Here is a 22,646-nt window from a genome sequence, read left to right as displayed (position 1 = left end):
CAGGGCGCTTGGAGCTAGGCGCTTCGCTTTTAGCAAACAAAAAGGCCCGCAGATGCGGGCCTTTTATCACAACCGGTCGGCTGTTACTTCTTAGCGCTACGAGGTGCAGCGCCACGTGCAACAAGACGCTCTTTAATACGAGCAGCCTTACCGGTACGGTCACGCAGATAGTACAATTTAGCGCGACGTACAAGGCCACGGCGCTTCAGCTCAATGCTGCCGATCAACGGGCTGTGGGTCTGGAAAGCACGTTCTACGCCTTCACCGTTAGAAATTTTACGCACGGTGAACGCAGAGTGCAGACCACGATTACGCATGGCAATAACAACGCCTTCGTATGCCTGAAGACGTTCTTTACCGCCCTCGGCCACGCGTACTAATACGCGTACGGTATCACCAGGACCAAATTCAGGATGGTCGGTACGTAATTGTTCGTCTTCCAGCTGCTTAATAATTTTGCTCATGATACTTCCTTTACCTAGGGTAAACTGAAAACTCTACTGTTTCGATTCGTGATGTTCACGAATAAATTGGGCAAGAAGGTGTTCTTGCGTGTCAGTCAGAGCTAGGTTGTTTAATAGTTCCGGTCTTCTTAACCAGGTACGACCTAACGACTGCTGCATTCTCCAACTGGCTACCTCGGCGTGTTTACCACTCAACAACACTTTAGGAACGGCCATTCCCGCCAGTTGTTCAGGGCGCGTGTAATGCGGGTGATCCAAGAGCCCTTCACTGAAGGAGTCTTGTTCCGCACTGGCCATGTCGCCTAATACACCCGGCACCAAACGAGCCACCGCGTCTACTAGCACCATGGCCGGCAATTCGCCGCCACTGAGCACATAATCACCCACCGACCACTCTTCGTCGACATCGGCTTGGATGATGCGCTCGTCCACTCCTTCGTAACGACCGGCGACCAAAATCAGCTTTTGCTGTTGGGCCAATTCGCTAACGCCTTGCTGATCCAACTTGCGGCCTTGAGGAGAAAGGTAAATGACCTTAGCTCCAGGGCCTGCTGCCTCTCGTGCTGCGGCTATCGCATCACGCAAGGGTTGCACCATCATTAGCATCCCAGGTCCGCCCCCGTAAGGTCTGTCATCGACAGTGCGGTGTTTATCCTGAGCGAAATCTCGTGGATTCCAGCATTCAAATGTCAACAGACCATCTTTAACGGCCCGCCCGGTTACACCAAAGTCAGACACAGCCCGGAACATCTCCGGGAAGAGGCTAACCACCCCTATCCACATGATGATTTTCTCCGTGCTAGATGACTTAAGTTAAAAATCCGGTTCCCAATCAATTTCTATGATGCGCTCTGCAAGATCTACAGACTTTATCACTTGATCCTCGATAAACGGGATTAACCGTTCACGCTGACCAAAAGCGTCTTTGGCATTCGCTTTGACTACTAATACGTCGTTAGAACCGGTTTCCATCAACTGCGAAACTTGGCCAAAATCATAGCCTTTGGTGTTCTGCACTCGACAACCGATCAAGTCACGCCAGTAGAATTCGTCGGCGGGCAAGGGCTTAAATAACTCTGCACTGACGCCGATATCGGAGCCGGTTAACAGCTGGGCTTCTTCGCGTTGCTCAACATGGTCGAGCTTACAAATAAGACCGTTATTATGGCGTTTCCAGGCCGAAACCTTAATTTCACGCCAGCCAGTACCTACTCTCATCAGCCAAGGCTGATAATCGAAAATACCATCGGGTTGGTCGGTAAAGGAGTTGACCTTCAACCAACCTTTAATGCCATAAACGGCGCCCAGTTGGCCTACTACTACAGGTTCGCTCACTTTAATTTCCTACCTTGATTCAGACTTAAGCCGCAGCTTTAGTTGCGTCTTTTACTAACTTGGCAACACGCTCAGATAAAGTCGCGCCTTGACCAACCCAGTGATTAACGCGCTCAAGATCGATGCGCAGCTTTTCAGCTTGGCCAGCAGCCAATGGGTTGAAGAAGCCTACTTTCTCGATGAAACGGCTGTCACGTGCGTAACGGCTGTCTGCCACTACTACTTGGTAAAACGGACGCTTCTTAGCGCCACCACGTTGTAAACGAATGGTTACCATATCGTCCTCTATATAACGGAACAAACAAGGTTCGCAAACAGTGCGAACCTTGGCTTAAAATAAGCCGCGTAATTGTACTCCAATAGGCTGTCATTGCAACAAAATTGGTCGCAGCCTGTTCGCCTTACGCGGTTAAATTTTCGTCGTGCTCATTTCAAAACATACCGCCGTGCTATTAAAGCCCCGCGCAGCACGCTAAAAATTAGACTCGGCGCTTAAAACGGACGACCACCACCGCCCATGCCACCCATACCGCCGGGGCCCATCATGCCTTTCATTTGGCCCATCATCTTGCGGATGCCGCCTTTGCCGGACATCTTCTTCATCATCTTTTGCATCTGGGTAAATTGCTTAAGCAATTTATTCACTTCTTGTACTTCAGTGCCCGAGCCCAAGGCGATACGGCGCTTGCGTGAGCCTTTAATTAAATCCGGATGGCGACGTTCGCGCGGGGTCATGGAGCCGATAATGGCTTCCATGCGCACGCTCATTTTATCGTTCACCTGATCTTTTACGTTATCCGGCAACTGGCTCATGCCCGGCAACTTATCCATCAAGCTCATCATGCCGCCCATGCTGCGCATTTGCGCCAACTGGTCACGAAAGTCTTCTAGATCAAAGCCTTTACCTTTTTTCAGCTTCTGCGCCATTTCGGCGGCTTTGTCTTTATCAACCGAGCGTTCCATTTGGTCGATTAAAGACAACATGTCGCCCATGCCCAAAATACGCGAGGCAATGCGATCCGGATGGAAAGGCTCTAGGGCCTCTATTTTTTCGCCCATACCGATAAATTTAATCGGCTTACCGGTAATGTGGCGCACAGAAAGCGCGGCACCACCACGGGCATCACCGTCGGCCTTGGTCAAGATCACACCGGTCAGCGGCAGCGCATCATTAAAGGCCTTGGCGGTATTGGCCGCATCTTGGCCGGTCATGGCGTCCACCACAAACAGGGTTTCAATGGGCTTGATGGCCTGATGCAGCTGTTGGATTTCATCCATCATGGCTTCATCAACGTGCAAACGACCGGCGGTATCGACGATCAACACATCAAAAAACTGCTTACGACCATAGTCCAGCGCGTTGCGCCCAATCTCTACCGGCTTTTGCTCGATATTACTGGGGAAGCACTCAACGCCTAAGTCGGCGGCCAAGGTTTCCAGCTGTTTAATGGCGGCCGGACGATAAACGTCGGCACTCACTACTAATACTTTTTTCTTATGGCGCTCTTTTAAATGCTTAGCCAGCTTGGCCACAGAAGTGGTTTTACCCGCCCCCTGCAAACCCGCCATTAAGATCACCGCCGGCGGCGTGGTAGACAAGTTAAGGTCTTCGTTGGCCTCACCCATTACCGACACCAGCTCAGCGTTCACTATTTTAATGAAGGCCTGACCTGGGCTTAATGACTTGGACACTTCGGTGCCCACCGCCCGCTCTTTAACGCGATTAACAAAATCCCGCACCACTGGCAGCGCCACGTCTGCTTCGAGTAATGCCATGCGCACTTCACGCAGGGTCTCTTTGATATTGTCTTCAGTCAGACGACCACGACCACTGATATTTTTCAGGGTGTGCGACAGCCTTTCGGTAAGATTTTCAAACATGATATAGCCCGCAGTTGGCGAAAATTACCTCTAGTATACCCAAGTTATCCGCGTAACTTAAGTCACCTTGGGTAGCGATATGCTTTGGGTTAAGGGTATACTGATAATTCTTCTTATTTCACCAATTAATGGCTTAAATTCATTATGGAATTGCTTGCTATTTTGGCGATGGCTTTTTACTTATTAACAGCCTTTGCCTGTGTGCATAATATACTCAACCCCAAGCAGCGTAACGGCCGCGCCAGTGTGCTGGCCGCGCTGTGCGCCATGGCGTTGCACGGCCTGTGGCTGTTCGACATCATAGTGTTAGTGCCAGGGCAAAACCTGAGCATGCTCAATGTCGCTTCTCTGATCAGCCTGATTATTGCCGCCTTGATGACGGTGCTGGTCGCGCGCTTTAAAGTGTGGCTATTAATGCCTTTGGTCTATGGTTTTGCCGCATTATTGTTAGCCGCCGACTGGCTTATTCCTAGTCATTACAGCATGTACTTAGAAACACGCCCTGAAGTGCTATTGCACATCGGCTTAGGCTTGATGTCCTATTCACTGTTAGCGATTGCCTCCTTATTGGCGATTTTACTGGGCTTTTTAACGCACCGCCTCAAGTCCCATAAGTTGACTAACCTGCCCTCTATGCCGCCTTTAATGACGCTGGAGCGCTACTTAATACGATTAATTTTTATCGGCGTGGTGGTGCTGACGCTGTCTATCTCCAGCGGTTTGTTTTTCTTACAAGATATGTTTAGCCCAGGTAAAGCCCACAAAGCGATTCTCACTATCATTGCATGGTGTGTCTATGTGGGTTTACTCTGGGGACATCATCGTTTGGGTTGGCGGGGCCGAAAAGTGATTTGGGCCAGTGTGATCGGCAGCTTATTACTGACGCTGGCTTATTTTGGCAGCCGATTTGTACGCGAGGTAGTATTGGGCTGAACGATTTAACTACCCGTGGTCAAACCTTACGGAAAGACTCAAAAATACAGCTCACATTTTAATAATTGATTAGTTTTATGACACAGGATGGTCTGCTTGGACGAAATCTCCACGGGCACCCTTACGGGTGTCCTGATAGCCTTACTCTTTCTTTCTGCTTTTTTTTCGAGCTCAGAAACCGGCATGATGTCGCTCAACCGCTATCGGTTACGCCACCTTGCGCAAAACAACAATAAATCCGCGATTCGCGTTGAAAAATTATTGGCGCGCCCAGACCGCTTAATCGGCCTGATCTTAATTGGCAATAACTTGGTTAATATTATGGCCTCGGCCATTGCCACCTTGATTGCGATTCGTCTGTTCGGCGATTTAGGGGTCGCGGTCGCCACCGTGGGGCTAACCATAGTGGTGCTGATTTTTTCTGAGGTGACCCCAAAAACTCTCGCCGCCCTCTACCCTGAGCGAGTGGCGTTTCCGGCATCCATCATACTTAAACCCTTGATGTGGCTGCTGTATCCGGCGGTATGGATGATTAATGCCATCTCTAATGGCTTACTTATGTTGTTTCGCATTAACCCGCGCAACCAAGAAGATAATGCCATTAGCTCAGAAGAGTTACGCACCATAGTCAATGAAGCTGGGGCGCTGATCCCCCGTCGCCACCAAGATATGCTGTTGTCTATCCTCGATCTTGAGAAGGTCACCGTGGATGACATTATGGTGCCGCGTAATGAAATTTACGGTATCGACATCACGCAAGATTGGAAGAACATGAGTCGACGTTTGATGCAAAGCCCGCACACTAAAGTGCTGCTTTATCGTGACAGCATTGATGATGCCCTAGGCTTTATTCACGCCCGCGATGCGCTGCGCTTATTAGCTAAAGATGAGCTTTGTAAGTCCAACTTAATGCGCGCGCTGCGTGAGCTGTATTACATCCCAGAAGCCACGCCCCTTAATGTGCAGCTGGTGAAGTTTCAGCGCAACAAAGAGCGTATTGGGCTTATCGTCGATGAATACGGGGATATTCAAGGCTTGGTGACATTGGATGATATTTTGGAAGAAATTGTGGGTGATTTTACCACTACCATTAGCCCCACTTTAAGCGATGAAATTAAGCCCCTCGACGATGGCTCTTACCTGATTGAAGGGTCCGCCAGCATACGAGACATTAATAAAGAGTTGGGTTGGCAGCTGCCTTGTGACGGCCCCCGCTCGCTGAATGGCTTAATCTTGGAATATTTAGAAGAAATCCCAGAGGCAAACATTGGCCTGCGCTTATCGGGCTATCCGCTGGAAATCTTGGAAGTCGAAAACAATATGATCAAGCTAGTGCGCGTGCTGCCGTATTACTTTAAGTAGCGCGTGAGGCGTGAGGCGTGAGGCGTGAGGCGTGAGGCGTAAAAATAGCTCTTGGCGCCTTACGCCGTCAATAATGAATCATTGCTAGTCTTAGCAGCTGATAGCGTATCGCGTTTATTTCACTTCGATGTTTACCGCGGGCTCTAACTCGCTGAATACGCTCATTAGCTCATCTCGGTTACTGATCAAATCTGCTAGCGTATAGCTTTCCATCACCGCTAAAAAGGCTTCCATGGCTTCTTTCAGCGCGTCTTTTAACAAGCATATCCGTACCAAATAACAAGCTGGACTGCCGCAATCAATGCCATTGAGGTTGTTCTCTAGAGAGCGGATCACTTGGCCTACATTGATATCACTGGCCGGTTTGGCTAAACGTATACCGCCATTTTTACCGCGCACCGCTTTAATATAACCTTCGCGCGCCAGCTGGTTCACCACCTTTACCAGATGATTGCGCGACACGTCATACAGTTTGGAAACGTGCCCCACTGAGCTCAGCTCTCCCTCAGGCAAGGTCGCCAAGTACATTAGCGTTCTTAGACCAAAGTCCGTGTAGGTGGTCAACTTCATGGGCAGTTCCTGAGTGAGTAAAAAGGTACATATATAATACAGATTAGTGTAGCAGTGTGGCATTAAATACCCACATTGGCAGCAAGTATATGCTTACCGCCCTGCTAAGGGCTTAAAACATTAAGCGATGATTCAACTCTTTGACCTTAGGCGCGGGCATTCTGGCGGCCAAGGCGGCACTGAGGCGCTGTGCCTCTTGATGCTGCTTTTTATCGTTCAGCACCATTTCTTTGAGCCACAAATACGCTTGCGGATAATCCAGCGGGCTACCGCTACCACTTAACAGCCATTTAGCCCAAGTAAACTGGGCTTTTTCAAAGCCTAAACTGGCTGCTTCCTGCATCAAAGGCGCGGCGCGCTCGCGGTTTTGTTGCACTAAAGTGCCGTCGTAATAATAACGCCCTAACTGCTCTAACGCTGCCGGCAAGCCTTGCTCGGCGGCTTTCCAGAGCATGGTCAAGCCGCGGCGGGATTGTTGCGGTACACAGACTCCCCACGCCAACATATCCCCCCATAAAAATTGATAGGCCGGCAGGCGCAACACTTCGGCTCTGGCTTCTATGTCTTGTGTTAGCTGGCAGTTATCTTTGTCTCGCACTTGCTGTAAATGACGGTTGGCATTGATCCATTCAATCAGCTCATATTCTTCATATAAGGGCACGGCACGCAGCTCGCCATCTGCCAAAGCCGCCACCGCTGAGTCTGCTGCCGCTCTGGCCTCGGTGGCATCATTGCGCTGTATATCGTCTGCATCAGGGCTTTGAGTAGCAGTCGTAAGCTTAGCGGCCGTGGCCGCCGTGGTAATACGCTCCGCCATGGTTTTGCTGCTCGCGGTCACCTCGCCTGTGCTAGCCGTTTCTTTTTGGGGCTGGCTCTGGGCTTGGGCTTGGGCTTGGGCTTGGGCTTGGGCAAAAGTTACGCTCACACCAACAGTGGTGCACAGCAGCAATAACCCTAGTCTTATTATCATCATGAATTTCCTCTGGCCTACATTGGCTATCGGCTCGGCGCCCGAAAAGTGAAACTCAACCTTCGGCCGCTGCACGTTTCGCGCCGCACGCTATACGATAAAGGACCACCCCCCCTCACACTCACGGGTGTTTACGTTCGGCGTATAACGTCAGACATGGCTAACGTGCTCTTAACGTTCTTTTAGTTTCTGTTGTCGCCAATAGCCGTCGAGCTCTGCTTCGCTGCAGTCTTGACTGCGTTTATTATCCGCCTGTAACGCTTGCTCAACCCCGCGAAAGCGGCGTTCAAACTTATCATTGGCGCCGCGCAGCACAGCTTCTGGATCTTGTTTTAAGTGGCGCACTAAATTTACACAGGCAAACAACACATCGCCCAGTTCATCGGCGATGCGGGCCGAGTTTTGCTCCGGCTGCTTGAGCTCGGCCATCACTTCATCCAGCTCTTCATATATTTTTTCTAGCACCGGTGGTAACGCTTGCCAGTCAAAGCCTACCGCCGAGCAGCGCTTCTGTATTTTATTGGCGCGCGTAAGAGCCGGTAAATTACGCGGAATATCATCTAAGGCGCTGGTGGCATTGGCATCTTGCTGACGACGCTCTTGGGCTTTTATGGCCTCCCAGTTGGCCTTGATCTCATCTTCACTGGTAAAGCGGCGTTCACCAAGCTCATGGTTCGGCTCATTGCTCGTAAAGACATGAGGATGACGGCGAATCAGCTTTTCGCTGACCGCTTGTACCACATAATTAAAATCAAACAGCGCCTGCTCTTTGCCAAGTTGCGCATAAAACACCACTTGAAATAACAAGTCACCTAGCTCATTGGGCAACTCATCCAGCGCATTGCGCGTAATGGTGTCCGCCACTTCATAGGCTTCTTCTAAGGTGTGCGGCACAAGACTTACAAAGTCTTGTTTTTGATCCCAAGGGCAACCAGATACCGGATCGCGCAGCGCCGCCATAATGCCGAGTAAGTCGTCGAGAGAATATTGTTTCATGCTACTCCTTAAATAGGTGTGCTGCTGCTGGCGATTTCGGCGTTATAACACTCACTCGTTTAATCACATAGAAAACTATGCTCATAAACTCGTGCCTGTTATGCCTAGAACTCGCTGCGCGACAACCCACCTAAAGGTGTAGCGCTCTGGATGGACAGCGGCATCACAACCTGCTGCGCTTTTTTTAAAACTTATAGCTTACGGCTTTCAGCTTTTCTTAAAGCCGTTTCGCTTCAATAATATCCGGTAACTGGCTGATTTTGGCTAAGGCGCGACTTAAGCTATCTATGTTGTAAATGCGCAGCACCATGTCCATGGTGGCAGTTTGTTGCTTACGACTGGCGTGACTGCTGAACTCCACCACATTAATTTTTTCATTGGCCAAAATAGTGGTGATATCACGCAATAAGCCAGATCTGTCGGTGGCCACCACGCGTAAGGTAATTTTATAACCACCGGCATTATTTTCGCCCCATACCGCTTCTACCAAGCGCTCGGGATGCTGGCTTTGTAATTCTTTTAATTGCTCGCAATCGTCACGGTGAATAGAAATCCCCCGACCTTGGGTAATAAAGCCGGTGATTTCATCTCCCGGTATCGGTTGGCAGCAACGGGCAATATTAGTCAATAGATTGCCCACCCCCTCCACTACTATGTGGCCTTTCGAGTTAGTTGTGGTGGGCTGTTTCGCGGCATTTAAGGCTAATTGGCGCAGTACCGCTTCGTCTTCTTCGGCGCTGGTGGGCTTTTTATGCAGCCCTTGCAGGTAGTTAAGCAGCTGGTTAATACGCAAGTCACCGCCACCGATCCCCGCTAGTAGATCATCGAGATGAGTGACGTTATAACGCTCTAATACTGTTTTATTAATTAGCGAGAATTGTAGGCCTAAACGGTCCAGCTCTTTATCCAACAGCTCTCGGCCGGCCACGATATTCTTATCGCGGTCTTGTTTCTTAAACCAAGTGCTGACTTTAGCCCGGGCACGACTGGTACGCAGAAACCCCTGATTTGGGTTCATCCAATCACGGCTTGGATTAGGCTGTTTTTGGGTAATGATCTCTACCTGATCGCCGGTTTGCAACGCGTAGGTAAAGGGCACGATGCGCCCATCAATTTTAGCGCCAATGCAACGATGGCCAATTTGGCTGTGAATGTAATAAGCAAAATCCAGCGGCGTGGCCCCAAGCGGCATGTCCACCACCTCGCCTTTGGGTGTAAAGACATAAACGCGGTCTTCAAATACTTGGCTGCGCAGCTCGTCGACTAAAGAGCCACTTTCAGCCAAGTCTTCTTGCCAGGCCAGCAGCTTTCTCAGCCAAGTAATTTTATCCTCAAAACCGCTTTGTTTGGTATTACCGCCACCTTCTTTGTATTTCCAGTGCGCGGCCACGCCCAGCTCTGCATCTTGATGCATGTCACTGGTGCGGATTTGTATTTCAACGGTTTTACCCTCAGGACCTAACACTACTGTATGAATCGACTGATAACCGTTGGGCTTAGGGTTGGCCACATAGTCATCAAACTCGCGAGGAATATGCCGAAATTGGGTATGCACCACGCCAAGTGCGCCGTAGCAGTCTTGTAAATGGGGGGTGACCACTCTCACTGCGCGCACATCGAACAGTTCGTCAAAATCCAGATGCTTCTTCTGCATCTTGCGCCAAATACTGTAGATGTGTTTAGGTCGGCCATAAACCTCTGCGGCCACTCCCGCCTCGGCTAACGCGTCTTTTAGGCCACTGACAAAATCTTGAATGTAGGCTTCACGCGCCAGCCGTTTTTCATGTAATAAAGAGGCGATGCGCTTATAAGTTTCAGGGTGTAAATAGCGAAACGATAAATCTTCTAGCTCCCACTTTAGCTGGCCGATACCCAGACGGTTGGCCAAGGGGGCGTAGATACTGGCAATTTCTTTGGCCACCAAGACGCGGGTTTCTTCATCGGCACCTTTTACTTCGCGCAGGCAGGTGATGCGCTCCGCAAGCTTGATCACCACGGCGCGCACGTCTTCGACCATGGCCATCAACATGCGCCGCACGCGATCAACTTGTACTTCTGAGTTTTTCTCATTTTGCAGATGCTGCAAGGAGCGGATGGCTTCCATGTCGAGCACGCCCTGCAATAAGCGCGGTATGGTAGCGCCAAACTTGGACTCAATTTCCGCCAAGGTTAGGTGGCCTGCTTCCACAAAGGGGTACAGCATCGCCGCCTTGACGGTTTCGATATCCATACTCAAGGTGAGCAATATGCCCACCATTTCCACCCCTTGGGCCTGCAATTGTAATAAATCCGGCAGCGGCGCCTTTAAGCTTAAACAACACTCATACAGCGCTTTTAACTGCTCTTGTTCTTCTGCCGCGAACGGCAAGCTCGCCGCCCATTCTTCTAAATTGAAGATGACGGTAAGATGAGTATTGCGTACTGCAACCATAGTTATCCCTTAACTTAACTCAATTCGAACAAGGCCATTGCTTCGCAATGCACCGTATGGGGAAACATATCAATTAAACACAAGCGTGTTAGACGATAACCCGCCGCCAACAATGGCAAGCTGTCGCGTGACAAGGTCACCGGATTACAAGACACATACAGCAAGCGCTCAGGTGCTAACTCGCACAAATAAGGCATCACCTGCTCGGCACCCGCGCGACCGGGATCCAACAACACCCGCTCAAATCCTTGCTGAGCCCAGGGTTCTTGGGTGAAGTCGGCGGCTAAATCTGCCCGATAAAACTGCGCTTGGTCTAAGCCATTGTCTTCTGCATTGCCGCGCGCTTGCTCCACCATTTCCATCACTCCCTCTACGCCAATCACGGCATGCCCGGCGGCCGCTAGCGGCAAAGAGAAGTTGCCCACCCCACAAAACAAATCCAATACCGCATGATTAGGGGTGGGCGCAAGCCAGTCTTGAGCTTTGGCCACCAATTGGCCATTAAGCGGCCCATTGATCTGAATAAAATCACCGGGAGTGAAAGAGAACTTTATATTATCTATCTGATAATAAAGTGAAAAAGGTACATGTAAAGGCCGACGACTATTATCGTCTTGTAAAAATAACGCCAGATCACGACTTTGTGCGAAAGACACCAGCAATTCCAAATCGTGAGCCGACAAGCTGCCGGTGTGGCGCAACAATATTGCCACGCCCTCACTCGCATCATAAAGCTCGATATGGCCCAATTGCTTGGTGGCCTTAAGCGCATTTAATAAGGTACGCAGCGGCGCAATTAACGCAGATAATTGCGGGCGCAACACACCGCAATGTTCAATTTCCACCAATTGGTGCGACTGACTGCGTCGAAAGCCTAACGCTACACCTTTGCCTTGCAGGCGAATAGAAAGGCGCGCCACGCGGCGATAGCCTTGGGTGGCGGAGTCCGTTAACCATTCAGGCTCGGGCAAGTCTGTGATGCCTTGGCGAGAAAAAAGCTGCGCCAAGGTGCGCGCTTTAAGTGCGCGCTGCTCGTTCACCGCCATATGCTGCAAAGAGCAGCCGCCGCAGTCATTAATATAAGGGCAAAAAGGCTGCTCTCGGGTGGGGGCAGGTTTAAGCACTTTTAGTAACCGCGCGGTTTGATATTTGGCATTTTGTTGCTCGATGCGCACCCGCACTTGCTCGCCTTTAAGAGCGGCCGGTACAAACAGCGGCTTCCCTTGATGACGAGTCACACCTATCCCATGGCTATTCACTTCTGCGATGGTCACGTCTAACGGCGCTTGAGTGGCGAGCTTGGGTTTGCTTTGCTTGAAGAACTGAACCATAAACGTGGAGGCCTCGAACCGGCTATGTCATCATAAGCATCTGTTGATTTGATGCGCGTATTGTCCCACATTAGCCCACTATGACCAAATACGGCCTGCGAGCCAGAATACTCGCCTACACCATAATTCCTACCCTGCTAATTGGTATATTTTTAGCCGGCTACTTTTCTGTGAGCCGCTATCAGCAATTAGAGGAGTCGCTGATCCGCCAAGGGGTCAATGTGATCGAACCCATGGCGCTGGCCAGCGAGCTGGCCTTAACCAGCCGCAATCGCGAGTCACTGAATCGGCTACTCAGTAATATTCATCGTAATAATAGCCCGCTGGTTAAAGCCATCGCCTTGTTTGATGAGCAAGGCCATTTGTTAGTCACCTCGAATTATCATCGAGATTTCACGCAACTGCGCCTAGCACAAGACGAACCGATTCCGTACGCCACCGAGGTAGAAAGTGGCGAGGGGGGCATTATTTTGCGCACACCAGTGCTTAGCGACAATATTCAAACCGACTCGGCTTGGGAAGACGTCTCGACCATTCCCATCGGTTACATCGCCATGCAGCTGACTAACGACTCGGCCATGCTGGTGCATTATAAAGATACTTTTTTTGCCAGTCTGATAGTGCTGTTAGGCGTGCTGGTGAGCATGCTCTTTGGCTTGCGCTTAATTAAGGGCGTATCGAAGCCGGTCACCGATATGATCACTGCTATCTATAAAATTCGTGAAGGACGGCTCGACACCCGAGTGCACGGTGAGTTTACCGGCGAAATGGACATGCTAAAAAGTGGTATTAACGCCATGGCCAAATCCTTGTCTGAATATCACGATGAAATGCAGCAAAACGTCGACCAAGCTACCTCAGACTTACGCGAAACGTTAGAGCAAATTGAGATTCAGAATATCGAATTGGACATGGCGAAAAAACGTGCTCAAGAAGCGGCGCGCGTCAAAACCGAGTTCTTGGCCAATATGTCCCATGAGCTGCGCACCCCGCTCAATGGTGTGATCGGTTTTGCTCGGCAATTACAAAAAACTCGCCTCACCGCCAATCAGCTCGATTACCTGACTACCATCGAAAAATCTGCACAAAATCTACTCAGTATTATTAATGATATTCTCGACTTCTCTAAGCTTGAAGCTGGCAAGCTAAAGATGGAGCAACTGCCTTTTTCACTGCGTGATGCCTTACAAGAAGTAATGACGCTGCTGGCTCCTAGCGCCCATGACAAAGGGCTGGAGCTCTCGTTACGGGTAGATGCGGCGGTACAAGACAGTCTAATGGGCGATTCGCTGCGCATGCAGCAAGTGCTGACCAACCTGGTTGGTAACGCCATTAAATTTACCGAACAAGGCAACGTGGATGTGCGCGTTGATGCTTGCCCAGCCAGACAGCCTGATCGCGCGGCACTGCGTATTCATGTACAAGATACCGGGATTGGTATTTCAGACGTACAACGGCGCCAGTTGTTTCAAGCCTTTAATCAAGCAGACTCCAGTATTTCTCGCCGCTATGGCGGCACCGGTTTAGGGCTGGTCATCACCCAAAAATTGGTGCATCAGATGGCGGGTAACATTGAGCTGCACTCGGAATTAGGTGCCGGCTCCGTGTTTAGTTTTACCCTAGAGCTCAATCGGGCCACCTTGCCCTTGGCTGAGCCGCTGCCACTGGCCAGACTCAGCCGAAAAACCGTGCTCTATATCGAAGAAGATAATTTTAGCCGCCGCGCCACCAACGCCTTACTACGTGAATGGGGCGTGCAGCTATTACATGAGCACAGTGAGAATACGCACCTGGATTGCGTACTACTCGGTTTTGGCCCCAACGCCTTGCCCAGCCAAATGGAGCAGAGCATTGAGCAACACAAGGCACAAGGCCGAAAGGTGGTGGTGTTACTCAGCTCTACAGATCCGGTGTTAGCCGACGCTTTAGTGCGCCACGGTGCCCACCTGTGCCTGACTAAGCCGGTTAATTATCAACGCTTAGCGCAAGCCCTGCTCAATCAAAAACCCAGCCGGCCCAAGCAAATCAGTTATCAACAAGCCGATTTGGAGCAAGATATTGAAGGCCAAACCGAGCCGGCTACCTTACTGCAAATTCCGTTACTGCCCGCCAGTCAAAAGCAGCAGATGCGCGTGTTAGCCGTGGATGATAATCCCGCCAACCTTAAACTGATTAGCGCCCTGCTGCGTGAGCAAGTCAGCCAAGTTGATACTTGCTCTAATGGCCAAGAAGCGCTGAATTTGGCGACCGTGAATCACTACGACGTGATCTTTATGGATATTCAAATGCCTTTGCTTGATGGCATACAGGCCACCCAAGAAATCCGCGCTGGTCAGGGCCCTAATGCGACAACGCCGATAGTGGCGGTAACCGCTCATGCCATCGCCGGTGAGCGCGAGCGCTTAATACTGCAAGGCATAGATGATTATCTGGCTAAGCCCCTCGATGAAAACATGCTGGCTCAGCTGATCCAGCGCTTCGCTCAGCCAACCGCACACCATAAAGAGCACAGCCAAATTAATTGGCAACTGGCCCTAAAACAAGCGGGCAATAAACCCGAGCTTGCCAAAGACATGCTGAGGCTGTTGCTAGAGAGCTTTGATGAGTTTGATCCCCTGCTCAATGCGGCGTTATCAGGTGAATTAGGCGAGCAACAATTGTATACCTCGTTACACAAGCTGCATGGCGGCACCGCCTACTGTGGCGTGCCCGAGTTACAGTCGTTAGTGGCCGAGCTAGAGCACGCCTTATTGGCCAAACAACCTCTTAGCGAATTAGAGCCAGAGCTACTGGAACTTGAAGAGCGACTCAGCCAAGTGCGAGACGAAGCTAAGGCTTATTTGTAATAGATAGCGCCCAGCACCAAGCGCTGGGCTAAAACAAAAAACCCGAGCCAATGCTCGGGTTTTTTTATCGTACGGATTCAAGCTTACATATGTGGTTTAAGATTTTTTAGCTTGGTGCTGGGCGCTTGGAGATTAAATCCCCTGTCTTGCTTCTTGCATTAAACGCTTCATGTCGCGGATGGCTTTTTCTAGGCCATCAAAGGCGGCGCGGGCGATAATGGCGTGGCCAATGTTCAGCTCATGCATCTCAGGGATGGCGGCAATGGGTTTCACATTGTGGTAATGCAGGCCGTGACCGGCATTTACCTTTAAGCCCGCTTTGTGCGCATAAGTGGCGGCGGCGGCAATGCGCTGCACATCTGCCGCTTGCTCTTCTTCGCTCACCGCATTGGCGTAATGACCGGTGTGAATTTCAATAAAGGGCGCACCGGTGGCCACGGCGGCGTCAATTTGGTTATGCTCGGCATCAATAAACAGCGACACCTTAATGCCGGCTTTGCTCAAGCGTTGCACCGCGGCGGTCACTTTATCTAGCTGGCCGGCCACATCTAAGCCACCTTCGGTGGTCACTTCTTCGCGCTTCTCTGGCACAAGGCAGACGAAGGCGGGCTTAATACGACAAGCGATATCGAGCATTTCGTCGGTGACCGCCATTTCCAAATTCATCCGCGTTTGGATAGTGTCACTTAATATTTCCACATCGCGGTCAATAATATGGCGGCGGTCTTCACGCAGGTGCACGGTAATACCGTCGGCACCGGCAAGCTCAGCCAGCGTGGCCGCATACACAGGATCCGGATAGCTGGTGCCCCGCGCATTGCGCAAGGTAGCAATGTGATCGATATTAACGCCTAAATATAATTCACTCACTGCGACTTCCTCTCTTTCCTTTGATAAACAGCGCACGACTGCGCAAAGGTCGGCCCGCTAAGTAGGGGGCCAACGCTTGGCGACTAAAGTGTTTGGCGGCTTGCAGTACCTCGGCGGTGCTAAAATCTAACTCCGCCAAGGCAGTTAGGTGTGCGCCCGCATAGGCGCCGGGTTGTGGCTTTAATAAACGGCTAAAGCCCGCTTCCGGTTGATATTGATACCAAGCATTGGCCTCTACCGCTTCTCCTGTTTGAGCATCGACGGTAAAGTCCACGCCATAGCCCAAGACATTGAGCATATAAAACTCAAAGTGGCGCAAGCAAGGCTCAAGGCTCTCACCCGCCGCTAACTTGTGCAAGGTGCTTTGATAAGCCTCAAACACTTCGTCAAAGGGGGTATGGGCTTCTAGCAGGTAATAAATCAGCTCGTTGAGATACAAGCCGCTGTATAAGGCGGTACTGATCAGGCGAATGGCTGGTGCCGTGGATTCCACTTTAAATAAGGTTTTCAGCTCGCCTTTGCCGCCAAAGGTCAAACTTAAGGGCACAAAGGGCTGTAACAGCCCTTTGAGTGGCGAGCGGGGTTGCCGGCTGCCTTTAGCGATTAAGCTTTGGCGCCCCTGCTCTTGGGTGAATACCTCGACCAGCTGACTGGTTTCTCGGTAGGGGCGACTGTGAATAACGAACGCCGCCTGCCCCTTCATCAATCGTCACCGTACCCCAAACTACGCAGTGCTCGTTCGTCATCGGCCCAACCGGATTTAACCTTAACCCACAGCTCGAGGAACACTTTTTGCTCCAGCAATCGTTCCAGATCTAGGCGCGCCTCGGTGCCAATCACTTTTAGTTTTGCACCTTTGTTGCCGATCACCATGCGTTTTTGACCCGTGCGCTCCACCAAGATCAAGCCGTTAATGCAGACCACGCCCTTGTCGTTCACCTCATAGGTTTCGATTTCTACGGTCACAGAGTAAGGTAATTCCTCACCCATAAAGCGCATGATCTTTTCACGGATAATTTCCGCCGCCATAAAGCGTGACGATCTATCCGTGATGTAATCTTCGGGGAAATGATGGGGTGACGGCTTTAAGCGAGCGCGAGCAAGCTTGGCAATCACATCAACGTTAGTGCCCTTCTCCGCAGACATAGGCACGATATCGGCGAAGTCCATCTTAGTGGCCAGCCATTGCAGGTGCGGCAACAGCTCTTCTCTGGTCTCAACGTTATCAATTTTATTCACCGCCAACACCACCGGGCATTCCAAGCGGCGCAGCTTGTTCAGCACCATCTCATCATCCGGTGTCCACTTAGTGCCTTCAACCATAAATACCGCCATCTCCACATCGCCCAAAGAGCTGGATGCGGCGCGGTTCATTAAGCGGTTAATGGTGCGCTTTTCTTCGATGTGCAAACCTGGGGTATCCACATAGATAGCCTGATAAGCGCCCTCGGTGTCGATGCCCATAATGCGGTGGCGCGTCGTTTGTGGCTTACGCGAGGTGATGCTGATCTTTTGCCCTAACAGCTGATTCAGCAGCGTTGATTTACCCACGTTGGGGCGACCGACAATGGCGATAAAACCGCAATAAGTTTGTTCTTGTGCTGTCATAGCAAGACTTCCAAAGCATGTTCGGCCGCTGATTGTTCGGCCTTGCGACGACTGGTACCAATGCCAATCACAGGTTGTGCCATGCCTTCAATCTGGCAATGCACGGTAAATTTTTGGTTGTGAGCTTCACCAATCACTTGCTCCACCGTATAGGTAGGCAAGGGTTTGCGCTTACCCTGCAACAGTTCTTGCAGGCGGGTTTTAGGATCTTTTTGATCGATACCCGGTTGAATCGCATTAAGGCGGTCTTCATACCAGCCCAGCATCATGGTTTGCATCTGCTCGATATTGGCATCCAGATACACGGCACCTATAATAGCTTCTACCGCATCGGCCAAAATCGACTCACGGCGAAAACCACCGCTCTTCAGCTCGCCTGGGCCTAAGATTAAATACTCGCCCAGCTCAAACTCGCGCGCCAGCTCGGCCAAGGTTTTCTCTCGCACCAGCGTAGCGCGCATCCGCGACATATCGCCTTCGTTAACCCGAGGAAAACGATGGAACAATGCATCGGCAATCACCATGCTCAGCAGTGAATCACCCAAAAACTCTAAGCGTTCATTATGGCGCGAACCAGCGCTACGGTGCGTTAACGCCCGTACCAACATGGCTTGGTCATTAAAGGTGTAACCTATTTTCTTTTCTAAAATGTGCAAATTTTTCATTAATGAATAGCGCCTATGCGGCTAAAACGGACATTACTGGGCACCCAAGCGGGTAACCAGCTGTCTGCATTGCGTTCAAATTCAAAGCTTATCCAGATGGCGACAGCTTTACCGACGAGGTTTTCTTCGGGTACAAAGCCCCAAAAACGGCTATCGGTACTGTTGTCTCTGTTATCACCCAAGGTAAAATAATGTCCGGCCGGGACTAGCCACTCGTTCTGAGCCGTATTGGGCTGGCCATAATAGAGCGATACCCGGTCTGGCTGTATGGGGTTGCGCAAAATATCGTGGCCGCGCTCGGTTAAGTTTTCACTAAAGCGCTCTAATGCTGTGCCCATTTGTGAAAACTCGCCCGCTTGCCCAGGGGTCAACGCCACTGGGGCAAAATCAGGACAATCAGTGCCCTCACAAGCCGGTTTGATAAACAGCTGCTTATCTTGGTAAACCACTCGGTCACCCGGTAAGCCAACTACGCGTTTGATATAATCGACACGGGTGTCTTCGGGGTATTTAAACACCACGACATCGCCGCGCTTAGGCTGGCCGGTAGCAATTAAGGTGGTATTGCCCACCGGCTCTTTTAAGCCGTAGGCAAATTTTTCTACCAAAATAAAATCACCCACCAGCAAAGTCGGCATCATGGAGCCAGACGGTATTTGAAACGGCTCATAAATAAAGGAGCGCAAGATCAATACCGCCGCAATCACTGGGAAAATTGAGCGAGCTTGCTCAATCCAACCCGGTATTTTGGCGGCACGCGCTAACGCTGCTTCATCCACTTTGTTGCCGTGGGCCACTTGGGCTGCGGCTATTTTGCGCGCACGGGCCGGAGCCCACATCCATTTATCACAGGCCCAAATAATGCCAGTCACCAACGTGACCAGCACTAAAATTAAGGCAAAGTTGCTCGCCATACTTACTTATCCTTACCGACGTGAAGAATCGCTAAGAAGGCATCTTGGGGGATATCTACCCGGCCCAATGACTTCATGCGTTTTTTACCTTCTTTCTGCTTAGATAGCAGCTTTTTCTTACGGCTAACGTCGCCGCCATAACACTTAGCGGTTACGTCTTTACGTAAGGCTTTAACGGTACTGCGCGAAATGATCTGGCTGCCAATTGAGGCTTGAATGGCAATATCAAACATCTGACGCGGAATAAGCTCACGCATCTTATCTACCAGCTGACGACCACGATAAACGGCATTGGCTTTGTGGGTAATCACGGCTAAGGCATCGACGCGATCACCGTTGATCATAATATCCAAACGCACCATGTCGGCGGTTTCAAAACGGCTAAAACCGTAATCCAAAGACGCATAACCGCGGCTGCAGGACTTCAAACGGTCGAAGAAATCCAATACCACTTCCGCCATCGGAATATCGTAGCTTAATGCCACCTGCTTGCCGTGATAAACCATGTTCTTTTGCATACCGCGTTTCTCGATACACAAGGTGATCACGTTGCCTAAGTATTCTTGTGGCACCAGAATATTACACTCGGCAATCGGCTCACGCAGCTCTTCGATGTTATTCAGCGCCGGCATATTAGACGGGCTAGAAACATAAATGATTTCGCCGTCGGTTTTAACGATTTCATACACTACGGTCGGTGCCGTGGTAATCAAGTCTAAGTCGTATTCGCGCTCTAAGCGCTCTTGGATGATTTCCATGTGCAACAAGCCTAGGAAACCACAACGGAAACCAAAGCCTAAGGCGTTAGAGGTTTCTGGCTCGTAGAACAAAGAGGCATCGTTGAGCGAGAGCTTATCCAACGCATCACGGAAAGCTTCATAGTCATCGGCAGAAATGGGGAACAAGCCCGCATATACCTGTGGTTTCACTTTCTGAAAGCCCGGTAATGCCGACTCAGCGCCGTGCTTGGCGTGAGTGAGCGTATCGCCCACAGGTGCGCCGTGAATTTCTTTAATGCCGCATACTACCCAGCCCACTTCGCCGCAGCCTAAGCCCTCGGTGTCAGTTTGTTTGGGGGTAAAGATACCAATGCGATCCACACCCCACACTTGGCCGGTGCTCATGACTTTGATTTTGTCGTGCTTCTTCAGCTTACCGTGCTTCACCCGCACCAAAGAGACCACGCCCAGATAGGCGTCAAACCAAGAATCGATGATCAGCGCCTGCAGCGGGCCATCAGGGTCACCTTCTGGTGGCGGGATCTGGCTGACGATACGCTCCAGTACTTCATCCATGCCCACACCGGTTTTAGCGGAGCAGCGCACCGCGTCCATGGCCACTATGCCGACTATGTCTTCAATTTCGGCTGCCACTCGCTCAGGCTCAGCTTGTGGCAAGTCAATCTTGTTCAAGATTGGCACCACTTCTAAGTCCATATCCAGTGCTGTGTAGCAGTTAGCCAAAGTCTGTGCCTCAACACCCTGACCTGCGTCAACCACCAGCAAAGCCCCTTCACAGGCGGCCAAAGAACGAGAAACTTCATAAGAGAAGTCGACGTGCCCCGGCGTATCGATAAAGTTCAGCTGGTATGTTTCGCCGTCGTCGGCCTGGTAGTTGAGGGTCACACTTTGCGCTTTAATAGTAATGCCGCGCTCGCGCTCTAAATCCATGGAATCGAGCACTTGCTGTTGCATTTCTCGGTCTGACAAACCCCCACACACCTGGATCAAACGATCGGACAGGGTGGACTTGCCGTGGTCTATATGAGCGATGACGGAAAAGTTACGAATGTGCTTCATGATGAGATAAGGAGTCCGTAGTCTGAAAAGCAAGGGTAAAGGCAGGATTCTACTGGATTAGCATTACCGAGGCCAATCCTTAGTCAATATTAGCTGGCGACGAGGCAGTGCCAAGCCTCATTAGAGTCAGGCTTATGCCGTATAAACAACAGTGTCAGGAGTTTTCGGCCTCGTAGGCAACGTTTGTCATGGGCAGCAAGGCGGCGAGGATCACCGGCTCAGTCGCTAACTGCCCACTCCAACGGGAGGCCAGCACGAAGCCAAGCGTGCCGCCGATAGCCGCCCCCAAAATAGTGCCGCCATCGCCCATGCCCAAACCTATGCTGGCCAGCAAGGCGCCAGCTAGCACTAATAACAGCGGGAATAAATACACTAAAAACACGCTGCGCAACAAGCTGTGATCAGGAATGCCAATCCGCACTTGTTGATTCACCGTTAGGGCTAAGTCAGTGGCAATCACAAATCTATGGTCGCGACTAGGCAAGGCTTTAGAGACGATACCGGTACCGCAATTACTGTTTTGCTTGCACTGGCCACAGGCCGACTTACTAAAACACACCACTTCTACTTGGCCGTCATACACCGCAGAGACGGTCGCTATTTCTTCAATCATGCGCGGTCCTTAGCTCTGCTTGTAAGTTGATGTGGCAGTAAAACCATTAAGGCGTTTCAACCCGGGTAATAGACTCTGCAATTTGGCGGGCCGTTTCAACAGGAACCGCGCCCACCACGGTAATATCTGCCCCTGCAGGCGAGGTAACATTCAGTAGGTGGGTCGCACCTTGGCGCACTAATTGCTGTTTCACTTCCGTTTGCGCTTTGGCTTGAGACAGATACACAGACACATCCACCAAGCTGTTTGAAAGCATCACATAATCCACCGCTTGCTCGGTAATGGGCAACTTATGTTTATCTTGTGAGCGCAGCTCAAAGCCCGCGGGCAACCAGCCAAAACGCCAAGGCAGCTGCTGTTGCGGTGCCGGATACACGTCGGATACAGACACTACAGCAGGCAAATTAGCGGCTTTTAATTCTTTAATTAACGGGCTCGGCATATCGCTGACCTTAAGTGCAACGCCCATACTTTGTTCGACCACTTGAGCATCTTCACTCAAGGTATCCAATTTCACCAACAAGCCGGTTTCTTGATCCAACCACAACACATAGCCGTAATAATCCGCTGATTTAGGCACCAAGCGCACTACTTGCGCCACTCTGCCTAATACTCGGCTGCGCCCTGCTGACACCGCATCATATTTAGCCAATAAGGAGTCGAGCGACATTTGTTGTAGTCGATAAAAAAGACCAGGCAGGTTGGAGTTTTTCAGGGTGTAGCCACTGTGGCTGGCATCAAAGAAACTGGTTTCGTCGCCGCGCTGCACAAATTCTCGGGGCCGGCCATTGAGATGAGTGAGGTGGGTAAACACTTGGCCGTCAAGATGGCCCCGAGTCAGTCGCTTAGGCTCAAGTTCACCTTGGCTAAACTCAATTAGCGTGAGCTCAAAATTAAGTTGTTGATAAGCCTGCTGCATGCGCTGCAACAAGCTGGGCGCCGAGCCATCTTCGGCCATTACCAGACCGGGGAAAACCCATGCAAATATCAGGATAACGGCACTCAGCCCCTGTTTTTTCAAACTGTTTACCTTTAATTTTGATGAAGTTGAATTTTTA

The 22,646-nt window shown here is 50.7% G+C and carries 21 protein-coding genes; 3 read left to right on the top strand and 18 right to left on the bottom strand.

Features of this window, described 5'->3' with window-relative positions; all coding sequences use genetic code 11:
• Nucleotides 1-83: 83 nt before the first annotated feature.
• The 5 genes from rplS to ffh form a co-directional block, all read right to left on the bottom strand.
• Nucleotides 84-464 (bottom strand): 50S ribosomal protein L19, encoded by a 381-nt coding sequence (gene rplS, locus CBP31_RS10270; protein WP_087036980.1) that lies wholly within the window; start codon nt 462-464, stop codon nt 84-86.
• A 33-nt stretch (nt 465-497) separates the two neighbouring features.
• Nucleotides 498-1,247: a tRNA (guanosine(37)-N1)-methyltransferase TrmD gene (gene trmD / locus CBP31_RS10265; RefSeq protein ID WP_087036978.1), complete on the bottom strand. Its 750-nt coding sequence runs from the start codon at nt 1,245-1,247 to the stop codon at nt 498-500.
• 30 nt (nt 1,248-1,277) lie between these two features.
• A complete protein-coding gene (rimM, locus tag CBP31_RS10260; RefSeq protein ID WP_087036976.1) occupies nt 1,278-1,799 on the bottom strand; it encodes a ribosome maturation factor RimM in 522 nt (173 codons plus the stop codon).
• Nucleotides 1,800-1,824: 25 nt separating this feature from the next.
• Complete coding sequence (rpsP, locus tag CBP31_RS10255) at nt 1,825-2,076, bottom strand: 30S ribosomal protein S16 (RefSeq protein ID WP_087036974.1); 252 nt, start codon at nt 2,074-2,076, stop codon at nt 1,825-1,827.
• A gap of 215 nt (nt 2,077-2,291) precedes the next feature.
• Complete coding sequence (gene ffh / locus CBP31_RS10250) at nt 2,292-3,680, bottom strand: signal recognition particle protein (protein ID WP_087036972.1); 1,389 nt, start codon at nt 3,678-3,680, stop codon at nt 2,292-2,294.
• A gap of 144 nt (nt 3,681-3,824) precedes the next feature.
• Between ffh and CBP31_RS10245 the strand changes: the two genes are divergently transcribed.
• Nucleotides 3,825-4,613 carry a cytochrome C assembly family protein gene (locus CBP31_RS10245; protein WP_174664633.1) on the top strand — a complete coding sequence of 263 codons (789 nt, stop codon included), beginning with the start codon at nt 3,825-3,827 and terminating at the stop codon, nt 4,611-4,613.
• A 96-nt stretch (nt 4,614-4,709) separates the two neighbouring features.
• Entirely contained in the window at nt 4,710-5,975 is a 1,266-nt protein-coding gene (locus CBP31_RS10240; protein ID WP_087036969.1) for an HlyC/CorC family transporter, read from the top strand.
• A 114-nt stretch (nt 5,976-6,089) separates the two neighbouring features.
• Here CBP31_RS10240 and CBP31_RS10235 read toward each other — a convergent pair whose 3' ends face one another.
• The 5 genes from CBP31_RS10235 to rlmD all read right to left on the bottom strand — a co-directional run bounded on the left by CBP31_RS10235 (nt 6,090) and on the right by rlmD (nt 12,273).
• The gene (locus CBP31_RS10235; RefSeq protein ID WP_087036965.1) at nt 6,090-6,545 is read right to left on the bottom strand and encodes an Rrf2 family transcriptional regulator; all 456 of its coding nucleotides are present in this window, start codon (nt 6,543-6,545) and stop codon (nt 6,090-6,092) included.
• Between the two features lie 112 nt (nt 6,546-6,657).
• A complete protein-coding gene (locus tag CBP31_RS10230; RefSeq protein WP_407668761.1) occupies nt 6,658-7,518 on the bottom strand; it encodes a tetratricopeptide repeat protein in 861 nt (286 codons plus the stop codon).
• Between the two features lie 168 nt (nt 7,519-7,686).
• On the bottom strand, nt 7,687-8,511 hold the full coding sequence (mazG, locus tag CBP31_RS10225) for a nucleoside triphosphate pyrophosphohydrolase (protein WP_087036962.1): 825 nt from the start codon (nt 8,509-8,511) through the stop codon (nt 7,687-7,689).
• A gap of 217 nt (nt 8,512-8,728) precedes the next feature.
• Complete coding sequence (gene relA / locus CBP31_RS10220; protein ID WP_087036960.1) at nt 8,729-10,942, bottom strand: GTP diphosphokinase; 2,214 nt, start codon at nt 10,940-10,942, stop codon at nt 8,729-8,731.
• Nucleotides 10,943-10,956: 14 nt separating this feature from the next.
• Complete coding sequence (gene rlmD, locus CBP31_RS10215) at nt 10,957-12,273, bottom strand: 23S rRNA (uracil(1939)-C(5))-methyltransferase RlmD (RefSeq protein WP_087036958.1); 1,317 nt, start codon at nt 12,271-12,273, stop codon at nt 10,957-10,959.
• Nucleotides 12,274-12,353: 80 nt separating this feature from the next.
• Between rlmD and barA the strand changes: the two genes are divergently transcribed.
• On the top strand, nt 12,354-15,119 hold the full coding sequence (barA, locus tag CBP31_RS10210) for a two-component sensor histidine kinase BarA (RefSeq protein WP_087036954.1): 2,766 nt from the start codon (nt 12,354-12,356) through the stop codon (nt 15,117-15,119).
• Nucleotides 15,120-15,251: 132 nt separating this feature from the next.
• Here the strand turns inward: barA and pdxJ are convergent, their stop codons facing one another.
• From pdxJ to CBP31_RS10170, 8 genes are all read right to left on the bottom strand, one after another.
• Entirely contained in the window at nt 15,252-15,989 is a 738-nt protein-coding gene (gene pdxJ / locus CBP31_RS10205) for a pyridoxine 5'-phosphate synthase (protein WP_087036952.1), read from the bottom strand.
• On the bottom strand, nt 15,982-16,692 hold the full coding sequence (gene recO, locus CBP31_RS10200; protein WP_087036950.1) for a DNA repair protein RecO: 711 nt from the start codon (nt 16,690-16,692) through the stop codon (nt 15,982-15,984). Before recO ends, pdxJ begins: the two co-directional genes overlap by 8 nt.
• The gene (gene era, locus CBP31_RS10195) at nt 16,692-17,597 is read right to left on the bottom strand and encodes a GTPase Era (RefSeq protein WP_087036948.1); all 906 of its coding nucleotides are present in this window, start codon (nt 17,595-17,597) and stop codon (nt 16,692-16,694) included. The genes recO and era overlap by 1 nt, the downstream gene beginning before the upstream one ends.
• Nucleotides 17,594-18,262: a ribonuclease III gene (rnc, locus tag CBP31_RS10190; protein WP_087036946.1), complete on the bottom strand. Its 669-nt coding sequence runs from the start codon at nt 18,260-18,262 to the stop codon at nt 17,594-17,596. The genes era and rnc overlap by 4 nt, the downstream gene beginning before the upstream one ends.
• The gene (gene lepB, locus CBP31_RS10185; RefSeq protein WP_087036944.1) at nt 18,262-19,176 is read right to left on the bottom strand and encodes a signal peptidase I; all 915 of its coding nucleotides are present in this window, start codon (nt 19,174-19,176) and stop codon (nt 18,262-18,264) included. Before lepB ends, rnc begins: the two co-directional genes overlap by 1 nt.
• A gap of 2 nt (nt 19,177-19,178) precedes the next feature.
• Nucleotides 19,179-20,975, bottom strand: coding sequence for a translation elongation factor 4 (gene lepA, locus CBP31_RS10180; protein WP_087036940.1), 1,797 nt, complete (start codon nt 20,973-20,975; stop codon nt 19,179-19,181).
• A gap of 154 nt (nt 20,976-21,129) precedes the next feature.
• Complete coding sequence (locus CBP31_RS10175) at nt 21,130-21,588, bottom strand: SoxR reducing system RseC family protein (protein ID WP_087036937.1); 459 nt, start codon at nt 21,586-21,588, stop codon at nt 21,130-21,132.
• Nucleotides 21,589-21,634: 46 nt separating this feature from the next.
• Nucleotides 21,635-22,609: a MucB/RseB C-terminal domain-containing protein gene (locus tag CBP31_RS10170; protein ID WP_227874997.1), complete on the bottom strand. Its 975-nt coding sequence runs from the start codon at nt 22,607-22,609 to the stop codon at nt 21,635-21,637.
• Nucleotides 22,610-22,646 lie beyond the last annotated feature (37 nt).

The sequence above is a fragment of the Oceanisphaera profunda genome (assembly GCF_002157895.1).
GTDB classification, from domain to species: Bacteria; Pseudomonadota; Gammaproteobacteria; order Enterobacterales; family Aeromonadaceae; genus Oceanimonas; species Oceanimonas profunda.
Note: the sequence above shows the minus strand (reverse complement) of the source record. Positions and strands in the feature narration are given on the sequence as shown.

Excerpts from the sequence above, each read along its gene's own strand:
- ffh (WP_087036972.1), bottom strand. The coding sequence starts at position 3,680 with ATGTTTGAAAATCTTACCGAAAGGCTGTCGCACACCCTGAAAAATATC.
- CBP31_RS10245 (WP_174664633.1), top strand. The coding sequence starts at position 3,825 with ATGGAATTGCTTGCTATTTTGGCGATGGCTTTTTACTTATTAACAGCC.
- barA (WP_087036954.1), top strand. The coding sequence starts at position 12,354 with ATGACCAAATACGGCCTGCGAGCCAGAATACTCGCCTACACCATAATT.
- era (WP_087036948.1), bottom strand. The coding sequence starts at position 17,597 with ATGACAGCACAAGAACAAACTTATTGCGGTTTTATCGCCATTGTCGGT.
- lepB (WP_087036944.1), bottom strand. The coding sequence starts at position 19,176 with ATGGCGAGCAACTTTGCCTTAATTTTAGTGCTGGTCACGTTGGTGACT.
- mazG (WP_087036962.1), bottom strand. The coding sequence starts at position 8,511 with ATGAAACAATATTCTCTCGACGACTTACTCGGCATTATGGCGGCGCTG.
- rpsP (WP_087036974.1), bottom strand. The coding sequence starts at position 2,076 with ATGGTAACCATTCGTTTACAACGTGGTGGCGCTAAGAAGCGTCCGTTT.
- lepA (WP_087036940.1), bottom strand. The coding sequence starts at position 20,975 with ATGAAGCACATTCGTAACTTTTCCGTCATCGCTCATATAGACCACGGC.
- rplS (WP_087036980.1), bottom strand. The coding sequence starts at position 464 with ATGAGCAAAATTATTAAGCAGCTGGAAGACGAACAATTACGTACCGAC.
- CBP31_RS10175 (WP_087036937.1), bottom strand. The coding sequence starts at position 21,588 with ATGATTGAAGAAATAGCGACCGTCTCTGCGGTGTATGACGGCCAAGTA.
- CBP31_RS10235 (WP_087036965.1), bottom strand. The coding sequence starts at position 6,545 with ATGAAGTTGACCACCTACACGGACTTTGGTCTAAGAACGCTAATGTAC.
- trmD (WP_087036978.1), bottom strand. The coding sequence starts at position 1,247 with ATGTGGATAGGGGTGGTTAGCCTCTTCCCGGAGATGTTCCGGGCTGTG.
- CBP31_RS10230 (WP_407668761.1), bottom strand. The coding sequence starts at position 7,518 with ATGATGATAATAAGACTAGGGTTATTGCTGCTGTGCACCACTGTTGGT.
- relA (WP_087036960.1), bottom strand. The coding sequence starts at position 10,942 with ATGGTTGCAGTACGCAATACTCATCTTACCGTCATCTTCAATTTAGAA.
- rnc (WP_087036946.1), bottom strand. The coding sequence starts at position 18,262 with ATGAAAAATTTGCACATTTTAGAAAAGAAAATAGGTTACACCTTTAAT.
- recO (WP_087036950.1), bottom strand. The coding sequence starts at position 16,692 with ATGAAGGGGCAGGCGGCGTTCGTTATTCACAGTCGCCCCTACCGAGAA.
- rlmD (WP_087036958.1), bottom strand. The coding sequence starts at position 12,273 with ATGGTTCAGTTCTTCAAGCAAAGCAAACCCAAGCTCGCCACTCAAGCG.